The sequence below is a fragment of the Pseudomonas sp. UYIF39 genome (assembly GCF_029963765.1).
GTDB lineage: Bacteria > Pseudomonadota > Gammaproteobacteria > Pseudomonadales > Pseudomonadaceae > Aquipseudomonas.
Window position 1 is genome coordinate 109,319 of sequence record NZ_JALBYU010000010.1, and the last position, 10,398, is coordinate 119,716.

The window sequence follows — 10,398 nt, forward strand, 5'->3', positions numbered from 1 at the left end:
CCTAAAATCACACCATTTTTGCTAGAATCCGCAACGCGCCGCTTACCCGGCGCGTTTTTTTTCGCATCCGGTTCACCCCTTACGAGGGTAGCCACCTGGAGAATCACCCATGACACAACAGATTGTCGTGGCGGCACTGTATAAGTTCGTCACCCTGGAAGATTACGTCGCCCTGCGCGAGCCACTGCTGCAAGCGATGGTCGACAACGGCATCAAAGGCACGCTGCTGATCGCCGAAGAAGGCATCAACGGCACCGTGTCCGGCAGCCGCGAAGGCATTGACGGGCTGATGGCCTGGCTCAAGAACGACCCACGCATGGACGACATCGACCACAAAGAGTCGTACTGCGACGATCAGCCGTTCTATCGCACCAAGGTCAAACTCAAGAAAGAAATCGTCACCCTCGGCGTCGAAGGCGTGGACCCGAACAAGAAGGTCGGGACTTATGTCGATCCAGAGAACTGGAACGCGTTGATCAGTGACCCGGAAGTGCTGTTGATCGACACCCGCAACGACTACGAAGTCTCGATCGGCACCTTCGAAGGTGCTATCGACCCGAAGACCACCAGTTTTCGCGAGTTCCCCGACTACATCAAAGCCAACTTCGACCCGGCCGTGCACAAGAAAGTCGCGATGTTCTGCACCGGCGGCATTCGTTGTGAAAAGGCGTCGAGCTACATGCTCAGCCAGGGATTCGACGAGGTCTATCACCTCAAGGGCGGCATTCTGAAGTACCTCGAAGAGGTGCCGCTGGAAGAAACCAAATGGCAGGGCGACTGCTTCGTGTTCGACAACCGTGTGACTGTGCGCCACGACCTCAGCGAAGGCGACTACGATCAATGTCATGCCTGTCGTACACCGATCAGCGTCGAAGACCGCACATCCGAGCACTACGTGGCCGGCATCAGTTGCCCGCATTGCTGGGATAAGCTGAGCGAGAAGACCCGTCGCAGTGCCGTCGACCGGCAAAAGCAGATCGAACTGGCCAAGGCTCGCAACCTGCCTCACCCGATCGGCTACAACTACAAGCAAACTCCTTCCGAGGCTTGAACCATGTCTGTGCAACGCCTGCTCTATGTGATGGACCCGATGTGTTCCTGGTGCTGGGGCTTCGCGCCGGTGGCCAACGCGCTGGTCGAGCAGGCGCAAGCAGCGGGGGTGGACGTGCACCTGGTGGTGGGCGGTCTGCGTACCGGCAGCGGTTCCGCGCTGGAGCCGACCACCCGGCGCTACATCCTTGAGCATTGGCAGGCGGTCACCGAGGCGACTGGCCAACCGTTCAAGCTGGAAGGCGCGTTGCCCGACGGGTTTGTCTACGATACCGAACCTGCCTGTCGGGCGCTGGTGACCGCGCGCAACCTGGCGCCGGATTGCGCGTGGAAACTGCTCGGGCTGATTCAGCACGCGTTTTACGCCGAAGGTCGCGACGTCACTCACGCCAGTGTTCTGGTTGAGCTGGCGGAGCAGGCCGGTTTGCCGCGCATCGAGTTCGCCGCCGCGTTCGACCGTGCCGATCAGCACGCTGCGACGGCGGCCGATTTCACTTGGGTCCAGGACCTGGGCATTGCCGGTTTCCCTACCTTGCTGGCTGAGCGTGATGGTCAATTGGCGCTGTTGACCAATGGCTATCAGCCGCTCAGCGTATTGTCTCCGTTGCTCGGCCGCTGGCTGGAGCGCGCTGCCTGTGCATGATCTGCCCGACGACGCGCCACCTGCTTCGCGTGTCGACCGTCTGAGCTGGGCGGAAATCCGTCGCCTGGCGCTGCATCACAAAAAATCCCTGTGGATCGCCAACGGTGTGGCGGTGTTGGCAACCCTGTGTAGCGTGCCAATTCCCTTGCTCCTGCCGTTGCTGGTGGACGAAGTGCTTCTGGGCCACGGTGACGCCGCGCTGAAGATCATGAACCACGCGCTGCCCGACGGCTGGCAGAAAGCGGCGGGTTACATCGGCTTGATGCTGCTGGTGACGCTGGGACTGCGTTGCGCTGCATTGCTGTTTAACGTGGTGCAGGCGCGGTTGTTCGCGGCGCTGGCCAAGGACATCGTCTACCGCATTCGCGTGCGGCTGATCGAACGGCTCAAGCGCATTTCGCTGGGTGAATACGAAAGCCTGGGCAGCGGCACGGTCACCACCCACCTGGTGACCGACCTGGACACGCTGGACAAATTCGTCGGCGAAACTCTCAGTCGTTTCCTTGTGGCCATGCTGACCCTTTTCGGCACCGCCTCCATCCTAATGTGGATGCACTGGAAGCTGGCGTTGCTGATCCTGCTGTTCAACCCGTTGGTGATCTATGCCACGGTGCAGTTGGGCAAACGGGTCAAGCACCTGAAGAAACTCGAGAACGACAGCACATCGCGCTTTACCCAGGCACTCACCGAAACCCTCGATTCCATTCAGGAAGTGCGTGCTGGCAACCGTCAGGGCTTTTTCCTTGGGCGCCTGGGTCAGCGCGCCCGGGAAGTGCGCGATTACGCCGTGAATTCGCAGTGGAAAACCGATGCCTCGAACCGTGCCAGCGGCTTGTTGTTCCAGTTCGGCATCGATATTTTCCGTGCGGCGGCGATGCTCACCGTGCTGTTTTCCGACCTGTCCATTGGCCAGATGCTCGCGGTGTTCAGCTACCTGTGGTTCATGATCGGTCCGGTGGAACAGCTGCTGAATCTGCAGTACGCCTATTACGCTGCCGGTGGCGCGTTGTCGCGGATCAATGAGTTGTTGGCCCGGGCCGATGAGCCTGAATACCCGGGCGGTGTCGACCCGTTCAACGGTCGCGAAACCGTGGGCATCGAAGTCCAGGGATTGAGTTTCGGTTACGGCGACGAGCTGGTGTTGAACCAGATGAACCTGTCGATCGCCCCTGGCGAAAAGGTCGCGATTGTCGGCGCCAGCGGTGGCGGCAAAAGTACTCTGGTGCAGTTGCTGCTGGGCCTGTACACGCCGCTCGCCGGGACCATCCGCTTCGGCGGCTCGACCCAGCAAGAGATCGGCCTGGAAACCGTGCGGGAAAATGTCGCCGTGGTCCTGCAACATCCAGCGCTGTTCAACGACACCATTCGCGCCAACCTGACCATGGGCCGCGAACGCAGCGACGAAGCCTGCTGGCAGGCGTTGGAGATTGCTCAGTTGCACCACACGGTTCGTGAATTGCCCAACGGCCTGGACAGCATCGTCGGACGTTCCGGCGTGAGGTTATCCGGCGGGCAGCGTCAACGTCTGGCGATTGCGCGGATGGTCCTGGCCGAGCCCAAGGTGGTGATCCTCGACGAGGCCACCTCGGCACTGGATGCCGCCACCGAATACAACCTGCATCAGGCGCTGGCGCGGTTCTTGAGCAACCGCACCACGCTGATCATTGCGCACCGTTTGTCCGCGGTGAAGCAGGCCGACCGCGTGCTGGTGTTTGATGGCGGGCAGATTGCCGAGGATGGCGACCATCAGCAGTTGATTGCTGATGGTGGTTTGTACGCCAAGCTTTATGGGCATTTGCAGCAGCACTAGCCAATGCGCACAGCCGCTTTTTTCCGACGATGCCCGTTTTAAAGTGAATTGATGCGCCTCAAACTCGGCGCGAATAGCTTGATAACTCTTATCGCTTGCATGAGCGTTTCTTTTGATTGTCGGTTGATCTGCGCATCGCTCAGGGGCGATGGAGTGAGGGTCCGATTACAAGCGATAGAAAGAAGGGTAGGCGGTATGTAGGTAGGTGAGGGAAAGTCTTGCCGTGGAGCTGTTATTTCCTTTGTTTGTCTGCTGCGCTCAAAAAAAAACAGCGACTTATAGACAATTCCCCACAGCGGGAGCGGCTACTCGCTTGCCGGGATCAAGAACGCACCCTAGTCTAGCTGTAGCGATCACGTTGGATGATGATCTGGTAGTGCTAAAACAAGGGACCTCATGAATCAAACGCGGACTCTCGGAACGCCACGGTTGTTGGGCATCGTCTGGCCATTTATTGCCGTCGTGTTATTTCAAGCCTTGCTGGGTGGTGTCAGCCTGTATGTTCTGTCGGCGGTTCGCGGCTACGTTGCCGGTGAAAGCCTGTGGTCCAAAGGCCAAAAAGACGCCATCTATTACCTCAATCTCTACGCCGACAGCCGCGACGAGACAATTTTCCTCAAATACCAGAACGCCATTGCCGTACCTCAGGGAGGCCACGAGTTGCGTGTGGCGCTGGATCATCGGCCACCTAATATCGAAGCGGCGCGGGTGGCGATCCTCAAGGGAGGTAACCACCCGGATGACGTCTCCAGTTTGATCTGGCTTTACCTCAATTTCCGGCACTTCAGTTACCTCGAAAAAGCTATCGACCTTTGGACGGTGGGCGACGCGTACCTGGTGCAACTCGATGACGTTGCGAAGGAAATGCATCAGCACATTCCTGTCAATCAGGCCGCCGAGGCTGACATCAAGCGCTGGAAAGACCAGATATTCGCCATCAACGATGGTGTGACACCGGCGGCGAAAGCTTTCAGCGACGCCTTGGGCGAAGGTTCGCGGATGATCCTGCGGCTGCTGCTGGTGACTAACCTCGCCACCGCCCTGGGCTTGATTGCACTGGCCTTGATGCGCACCCACAAACTGCTCAAGCACCGCAATGCGTTCGCCGAGGCCCTGCAGTTGGAGAAGGATCGGGCGCAGATCACCCTGCAATCGATTGGCGATGGCGTGATCACCACGAATGTCGAAGGCGCGATCGCCTACATGAACCCGGCCGCCGAGGCGCTGACTCACTGGAAGGCTGAACAGGCGACGGGTTTGCCACTGGCGGCGCTGTTCAATCTACTGGACGAGAGCGCTCAGGCCGATGGCTTCACGCTGATCGAGCATATTTTGAGCGGACAGCTCAGTAGTGGCAGCGAACACTCCAAATTGATTCAGCGCCTGGATGGCAGCACGGTTTCGGTCACCCTGGTCGGTGCGCCTATCCGCAATGCCGGCAAGGTCAGCGGCACGGTGCTGGTGCTGCACGATATGACCCAGGAGCGACAGTACATTGCCAATTTATCCTGGCAGGCGACCCACGACGCCTTGACCGGGCTCGCCAACCGCCGCGAGTTCGAATATCGCCTGGAGCAGGCGCTGCACATCCTGGCGCGGCAGTCGGGGCGCCATGCCTTGATGTTCCTCGATCTGGATCAGTTCAAACTCGTCAACGATACCAGCGGCCATGCGGCCGGTGACGAGTTGCTGCGGCATATTTGCGCTCTGTTGCAATCCGGTTTGCGCGAAGGCGATACCCTGGCCCGCCTGGGTGGCGACGAGTTTGGCATCCTGCTGGAGAACTGCGCTCCGGAAGCAGCTGAGAAAATCGCAGAAGGCCTGCGGCAGACCGTGCAGAATCTGCACTTCGTCTGGAAAGGCCGACCGTTCGTGACCACTGTGAGCATCGGGCTGGTTCACGTCACTCAGAATCCGACCACTCTCGAAGCCTCGCTGCGTGCTGCTGATATGGCTTGCTACATGGCAAAGGAGAAAGGCCGAAATCGGGTTCAGGTCTATCACGCCGACGATTCGGAACTGTCCCTGCGCTTCGGTGAGATGGCTTGGGTGCAACGCTTGCACATGGCGCTGGAAGAAGACCGCTTCTGTCTGTACGCCCAGGAAATTGCACCCCTTGGACATATAGAAAAGGGCGGTGGACATATCGAAATTCTGTTGCGCCTGCATGACGAAGCCGGACGCATGATATTGCCCGACAGTTTTATTCCGGCTGCTGAGCGTTATGGTCTGATGACCGCCCTTGACCGCTGGGTCGTGCAGAACGTTTTCAAGATCATTGCCCAATGCATAGCCGAGAAGCACAAAGGACCATTGGCCATGTGTGCGATTAATCTGTCAGGCACAACTATCGGAGATGAGGCGTTTCTGCACTTCCTGCGTGAACAGTTTGTTACTTACTCCATACCGCCTGAAATGATTTGTTTTGAAATCACTGAAACCAGTGCCATTTCCAATCTTGGAAGTGCAATCAGATTTATTAATGAACTCAAAGGCTTAGGTTGCCATTTTTCACTGGATGACTTTTGCGCCGGAATGTCCTCATTCGCATACTTGAAACATTTACCTGTAGACTTCTTGAAGATCGACGGGAGTTTCGTAAAGGATATGCTGGACGACCCGATTAACCGCGCCATGGTCGAAGTGATCAATCACATCGGTCATGTTATGGGTAAGCGTACGATTGCCGAGTTTGTTGAAACACCCCAGATCGAGCAGGCATTGCTGGAGATCGGGGTGGATTACGCTCAAGGGTATGTTATTGAACGCCCGCATTTGTTTACCTGCGACAGTTTACAAAGTCGTCCAGCCAGGCCTCAGCCTTTGTTATTCAAGGCGCCTGGCACGTTCCGTTGAAATCTCTTGCTGATCCTTATAATCACAATCAAAAGGAGCTCGACAGTGATCGACACATTCAACCGAACCGGACCACTCATGGAAGCTGCAAGTTATCCCGCCTGGGCTCAACGCCTGATCCAGGATTGCAGCGAGAGTAAACGCCGGGTTGTCGAACACGAACTGTATCAGCGTCTGCGTGATAACAAACTCAGTGCAAACACCATGCGCCAGTACCTGATTGGTGGCTGGCCGGTAGTCGAACAGTTCGCGTTATATATGGCACAGAACCTGACTAAGACTCGCTTTGCCCGCCATCCAGGTGAAGACATGGCGCGTCGCTGGTTGATGCGTAACATTCGCGTCGAATTGAACCATGCCGATTACTGGGTGCACTGGAGCCGTGCTCACGGTGTCAGCCTGGAAGATCTGCAAGCGCAAAAGGTTGCCCCTGAACTTCACGCCTTGAGCCACTGGTGCTGGCACACCAGTTCTTCGGATTCGCTGATCGTTGCCATTGCCGCCACCAACTACGCCATTGAAGGTGCGACCGGGGAGTGGTCGGCGCTGGTCTGTTCCAGTGGCGTCTACGCGGCATCATTTCCCGAGGAAGATCGCAAGCGGGCCATGAAGTGGTTAAAAATGCATGCCCAGTACGACGATGCCCATCCGTGGGAAGCCCTGGAAATCATCTGCACGCTGGCGGGTATGAACCCAAGTAAATCCCTGCAAGTGGAATTGCGTCAGGCCGTCTGCAAGAGCTACGACTATATGTTCCTGTTCCTGGAGCGTTGCATGCAGCTTGAGCATGCGCAAAAGACTCCTGTGGCGCGTGAACGCATGGAGCTGGCCGAGAGCTGATCGGTTAATACACGCCATTGAAAAAGCCCGCTCCCCCTGTCCATATCAATAGGGGGGCGGGCTTTTTCGTAATGGCAGTAAACAGTCAGGCGCTGATCTTCAGCCCGACCAGCCCGGAAATGATCAACGCCACACTGGCGAGCCTGAACAACGCCATGGATTCACCGAACAGAATGATCCCGGCAATTACCGTCCCGACCGCACCGACACCCGTCCAGATCGCGTAGGCCGTGCCCAGCGGCAATTCCTTCATGGCAAGGCCCAGCAAGCCAAGGCTGATGGCCATGGCGGCAACGGTCAATGCGGTGGGGAGAGGGCGGCTGAAGCCATCGGTGTATTTCAGGCCGACGGCCCAGCCAACTTCGAACAGGCCGGCGAAAAACAGAATGATCCAGGACATGGGGGACCTCCATCGATTGACGGGGTCGTCCCCAGATTAATGACTCGATCGAGCCGCGAGGTCGTCCTCGCGTTTTGCAATAGAGTGCCCATCATTAACCCGGGGATCAAGTTTTCGGATCAGTCGATAGCCTGCAGCGCCGCAGTTTCTCGATCTTCTTTCTCGCTCATCCGGCGGAAATACGTCGAGAGCAGCGCCCCGGAGATGTTGTGCCAGACGCTGAACAACGCACTCGGCACCGCCGCCAGCGGTGAGAAGTGCGCACTGGCCAGGGCCGCACCCAACCCGGAGTTCTGCATGCCGACTTCCAGCGCCAGGGATTTACGCTGGGCCAGTGGCAACTTGAACAGCCTTGCGGTGAAGTAACCCAGCAGATAGCCAAAGCTGTTGTGCAGCATCACCACGGCCATGATCAGCAGGCCGGATTCGGCAATTTTCGCCTGGCTGGCGGCCACCACGGCTGTGACGATAATGACGATGCTCACCACCGAGATCAGCGGCAGCACCTCCACCGCGTGGCGAACCCTATCACCCAGCAGGCGCTGGGCAACCACGCCAAGCACGATCGGCAACAGCACCACTTGCAGGATCGACCAGAACAACTCCATGAACGAAACCGGCAACCAGGCTGAGGCCAGCAACCAGATCAGAGCCGGGGTCAGCAGTGGGGCAAGGAGGGTGGTGACAGCGGCGATGGCCACCGACAGCGCCAGATCGCCGCGGGCCAGCCAGGTCATCACGTTCGACGAGGTGCCGCTAGGGCAGCAGCCGACCAGGATGACGCCGACGGCGATCTCCGGCGGCAAGTGGAAAGCCTGGCAAAGCAACCACGCCACACCGGGCATGATCACGAAATGCGCAACCACGCCCAGGGCCACGCGCCATGGATGGCGAGCGACTTCGGCGAAGTCTTCGAGTTTGAGGGTCAGGCCCATGCCGAACATCACCAGTCCCAGCAGCGGCACGATCGCGCCTTTCAGGCCGGTGAACCAGGTCGGTTGCAGGAACGCCACGACGGCGAAAATCAGTACCCAGTAAGCGAAGGTGTTGCCGACAAAACGACTCAATGCAGCCAGTGCACGCATGGCCTGATCCTTATTGTGAAAACGCCACCGAAGCGGTGGCGTTTGAAGATAACCCGATACCTGTAGAGAGGTTTAGATCCCCTGCGGAGTCTCTTCACCGCCCAACGCTTCAACCAACGCCGGCAGGAAGTCGCCGAAGGTCAACATCATCAGGGTGAAGCTGGCGTCCAGTTGGCCGAGGGCTTCTTCGCCACCGTCCTGTTCCGCCTGGTCTTGCAGCAGGTCTTCGAACTTCAGGCGCTTGACCACCATCTTGTCGTCAAGAACGAAAGACAGCTTGTCTTGCCAGGCCAGCGACAGCTGAGTGACCACTTTGCCGGTGCTCAGGTGCAGCTGGATTTCTTCGCTGGTCAGGTCCTGACGCTTGCAACGCACGATGCCGCCGTCTTCGTGGGTATCACGCAGCTCGCACTCGTCCAGCACGAAGAAATCGTCCGCGGCTTTCTGGGTGGTGACCCATTCAGTCATGGTCGCGGTAGGGGACATCTTCACGGTCAGCGGACGTACCGGCAGCGAGCCGATGACTTCACGCAGGGTGGACAACAGGTCTTCGGCACGTTTCGGGCTGGCCGAGTTGACCAGGATCAGGCCCTGTTTCGGCGCGATAGCAGCGAAAGTCGACGAACGACGAATAAAGGCGCGCGGCAGGAAAGCCTGGATGATTTCATCCTTGATCTGGTCGCGTTCCTTTTTGTAGACCTTGCGCATTTGTTCAGCTTCGATCTCTTCAACCTTTTCCTTTACAGCGTCACGCACGACGCTGCCCGGCAGGATGCGTTCTTCTTTACGCGCGGCGATCAGCAGGAAGTCGCCGCTGATGTGCACCAGAGGAGCATCTTCGCCCTTGCCGAATGGCGCGACGAAACCGTAGGTGGTCAACTCCTGGCTTGCACATGGACGCGCCAGTTTGGTGGCCAGTGCAGTTTCCAGCGCCTCGGCATCAAAAGGCAGATCTTGGGTCAGGCGATAGATAAGCAGGTTTTTGAACCACATGGGGCGAGTCTCTCCTTTATACAAAGGGGGGCATTATTCTCTTCGCGACGCCATAGGCCAACCCTTCTCTAAGCCTTTGGAAGGCCTGCAAAAATTAATTTAAAAAGTGCTTGCCAGAGATGTGGTCGCTCCGTAGAATGCGCGCCACACCGAAAGTGAAGGGTGATTAGCTCAGCTGGGAGAGCGTCTGCCTTACAAGCAGAATGTCGGCGGTTCGATCCCGTCATCACCCACCATTGCTTACAGTGTTACGCGCAGCGGTAGTTCAGTCGGTTAGAATACCGGCCTGTCACGCCGGGGGTCGCGGGTTCGAGTCCCGTCCGCTGCGCCATATTCGGTTATCTGGAACGCTGAACGCCAGGTCACCACGGAAAAGCCCGCTTAACGCGGGTTTTTTTCTGTCCAAAGTTTGTACGTTGTTCCTGCAGGTCGCGTCGTTTATGGGTTTTCAGATTTTTTTGGAAAATTATTCAATTAAATCAACACTTTATGAAAATCTGTGGCACAATGCGCCCCGCAACGAAGGTAAAGGGTGATTAGCTCAGCTGGGAGAGCGTCTGCCTTACAAGCAGAATGTCGGCGGTTCGATCCCGTCATCACCCACCATTACTTTCAACGCTACGCGCAGCGGTAGTTCAGTCGGTTAGAATACCGGCCTGTCACGCCGGGGGTCGCGGGTTCGAGTCCCGTCCGCTGCGCCATATTCGGTAACCTGGAACGC

General features: G+C 57.7%; 8 protein-coding genes and 4 tRNA genes. 9 read left to right on the plus strand and 3 right to left on the minus strand.

The features are described 5' to 3' along the window. Window positions 1-109: 109 nt before the first annotated feature. The 5 genes from MO767_RS15970 (at window position 110) to MO767_RS15990 (ending at window position 7,199) form a co-directional block, all read left to right on the plus strand. Window positions 110-1,051 (plus strand): rhodanese-related sulfurtransferase, encoded by a 942-nt coding sequence (locus MO767_RS15970; RefSeq protein WP_282481287.1) that lies wholly within the window; start codon window positions 110-112, stop codon window positions 1,049-1,051. 3 nt (window positions 1,052-1,054) lie between these two features. Further along, entirely contained in the window at window positions 1,055-1,693 is a 639-nt protein-coding gene (locus tag MO767_RS15975; protein WP_149629279.1) for a DsbA family protein, read from the plus strand. Next, window positions 1,686-3,503, plus strand: a complete 1,818-nt coding sequence (locus tag MO767_RS15980; protein WP_282481288.1) for an ABC transporter ATP-binding protein — start codon at window positions 1,686-1,688, stop codon at window positions 3,501-3,503. The genes MO767_RS15975 and MO767_RS15980 overlap by 8 nt, the downstream gene beginning before the upstream one ends. Window positions 3,504-3,899: 396 nt before the next feature. Further along, complete coding sequence (locus MO767_RS15985) at window positions 3,900-6,359, plus strand: EAL domain-containing protein (RefSeq protein WP_282481289.1); 2,460 nt, start codon at window positions 3,900-3,902, stop codon at window positions 6,357-6,359. A 45-nt stretch (window positions 6,360-6,404) separates the two neighbouring features. Further along, window positions 6,405-7,199, plus strand: coding sequence for an iron-containing redox enzyme family protein (locus MO767_RS15990; protein WP_282481290.1), 795 nt, complete (start codon window positions 6,405-6,407; stop codon window positions 7,197-7,199). Between the two features lie 85 nt (window positions 7,200-7,284). On the opposite strand, the gene sugE is transcribed toward MO767_RS15990, so the two are convergent. The 3 genes from sugE to rdgC all read right to left on the minus strand — a co-directional run bounded on the left by sugE (window position 7,285) and on the right by rdgC (window position 9,677). Then, window positions 7,285-7,599, minus strand: coding sequence for a quaternary ammonium compound efflux SMR transporter SugE (gene sugE, locus MO767_RS15995; RefSeq protein WP_008151200.1), 315 nt, complete (start codon window positions 7,597-7,599; stop codon window positions 7,285-7,287). A 119-nt stretch (window positions 7,600-7,718) separates the two neighbouring features. After that, window positions 7,719-8,684, minus strand: coding sequence for a bile acid:sodium symporter family protein (locus MO767_RS16000; protein ID WP_282481291.1), 966 nt, complete (start codon window positions 8,682-8,684; stop codon window positions 7,719-7,721). A 72-nt stretch (window positions 8,685-8,756) separates the two neighbouring features. Further along, a complete protein-coding gene (gene rdgC / locus MO767_RS16005; protein ID WP_282481292.1) occupies window positions 8,757-9,677 on the minus strand; it encodes a recombination-associated protein RdgC in 921 nt (306 codons plus the stop codon). Between the two features lie 160 nt (window positions 9,678-9,837). On the opposite strand from rdgC, the gene MO767_RS16010 reads away from it, so the two are divergent. The 4 genes from MO767_RS16010 to MO767_RS16025 all read left to right on the plus strand — a co-directional run bounded on the left by MO767_RS16010 (window position 9,838) and on the right by MO767_RS16025 (window position 10,378). Beyond that, window positions 9,838-9,913, plus strand: a tRNA-Val gene (locus MO767_RS16010). An 18-nt stretch (window positions 9,914-9,931) separates the two neighbouring features. Continuing rightward, window positions 9,932-10,008 (plus strand) — tRNA-Asp (locus MO767_RS16015). A 199-nt stretch (window positions 10,009-10,207) separates the two neighbouring features. Further along, window positions 10,208-10,283, plus strand: a tRNA-Val gene (locus MO767_RS16020). An 18-nt stretch (window positions 10,284-10,301) separates the two neighbouring features. Further along, window positions 10,302-10,378: transfer RNA gene (locus tag MO767_RS16025), tRNA-Asp, on the plus strand. Window positions 10,379-10,398: the final 20 nt, after the last annotated feature.